Origin of the sequence: Pelagibacterium lacus (assembly GCF_003345525.1) — a bacterium.
Lineage (GTDB): Bacteria > Pseudomonadota > Alphaproteobacteria > Rhizobiales > Devosiaceae > Pelagibacterium > Pelagibacterium lacus.
This window is the reverse complement of the sequence record NZ_QQNH01000065.1, coordinates 1-1,367: the sequence shown is the minus strand read 5'-3', so window position 1 is coordinate 1,367 and position 1,367 is coordinate 1. Positions and strand designations below refer to the sequence as shown.

At 38.6% G+C, this 1,367-nt stretch carries 2 protein-coding genes; both read right to left on the bottom strand.

Translation table 11 applies throughout. The features are described 5' to 3' along the window. Positions 1–262: endonuclease/exonuclease/phosphatase family protein (locus DVH29_RS16760; protein WP_199562618.1), on the bottom strand; the 262-nt coding region annotated here is incomplete at its 3' end. A gap of 46 nt (positions 263–308) precedes the next feature. Beyond that, positions 309–908: an RBD-like domain-containing protein gene (locus tag DVH29_RS16755; RefSeq protein ID WP_114647190.1), complete on the bottom strand. Its 600-nt coding sequence runs from the start codon at positions 906–908 to the stop codon at positions 309–311. Positions 909–1,367: the final 459 nt, after the last annotated feature.

Sequence of the window (1,367 nt, the reverse complement as noted above, 5' to 3'; positions counted from 1 at the left end):
TGGCCCTCTTTTTGAAGTCTATTTTGTCTGATATGAGTATTGCTACCCCAGCTTTTTTTTCTTGTTCGTTTGCTTGGTAAATTTGTTTCCAGCCTTTCACTTTTAGTCTGTGATGGTCTTTTGTCCTGAGGTGGGTCTCTTGTAGGCAGCATATGTGTGGGTCATGCTTTCCTATCCATTGAGCTATTCTGTGTCTTTTGATTGGAGCATTTAATCCATTTACATTTAAGGTTATTATTGATAGGTACTTATTCATTGCCATTTTTGTACCTGTGTTCCTCTCTGTCTCTCTCTTTTCCTTCCTTTCCTTAAAGCAGTCCTTTTAGTATTTCTTGTAGGACTGGTTTGGTGGCAGCAAATTCCTTTAGATTTCTTTTGTCTTGGAAGCTCTTTATTTGGCCTTCTATCTTGATTGAGAGCCTTGCTGGGTAAAGTAGCCTTGGTTGTAATCCTCTGGTTCTCATTACTTGGAATATTTCTTGCCATTCTCTTCTTGCTTGGAGTGTTTCCATTGAGAAGTCAGTAGCTAACCTTATTGGGGCTCCCTTGTATGTTACTTCTTTTTTCTCCCTTGCTGCCTTTAAGATTCTCTCTTTGTCTTGGAATTTTGCCATTTTGATGATGTGTCTTGAAGTGGGCCTCCTTGGGTTCCTCTTGATTGGGACTCTCTGTGATTCCTGGATTTGTGAGACTTTTTCTCTTATCAAATTAGGAAAATTTTCTCTCATTACTCGTTCAAATACGTGTTCTATCCCTTGTTCTTCTTCTTCTCCTTCTGGTATTCCTATTATTCGTATATTATTACGTTTCATATTGTCTTGCATTTCTCTTAATCCCTCTTCATTCTTTCTGAGCCTCTTTTCCTTTTCTTGCTCTTTCTGTGAGATGCTTTCTACCTTGTCCTCCAACTCACTAATCCTATCCTCCGCTTCATCTATCCTACTTTAGAAACTTTCTACTGTGTTCTTCAATTCGGAAATTGTATTCTTCATTTCCTCTTGTCCCTTGCTGATAGTTTCCATTTCCTTTTTCATGTTGATATAGTTCACAGTGAGATCATTGTAACTTCCCTGTAGTTTCTGGTAGCTGATTGTGAGCTCTTTGAACTTCATAATAACCAGTGCTTTGAATTCACTATCTGATAGTTGATTAGCCTCTATTTCATCTAACATTCTTTCTGAAGTTTCTGCTTTTTGTTTGATTTGGGGATTGTTTCTTGTCTTCCCATTGTTTGAGACTCTTCTTGTTAGTCTCTGCTTCTAAAGTTGTATGTTCTGACCCCCTGGTTTTATGGTGTGAACTTCTGTGGTGGAATGCCTGTGAAATTCAGTGGTGCAGTCTCCTTCCATTATCCTGGTGTTCTTAGC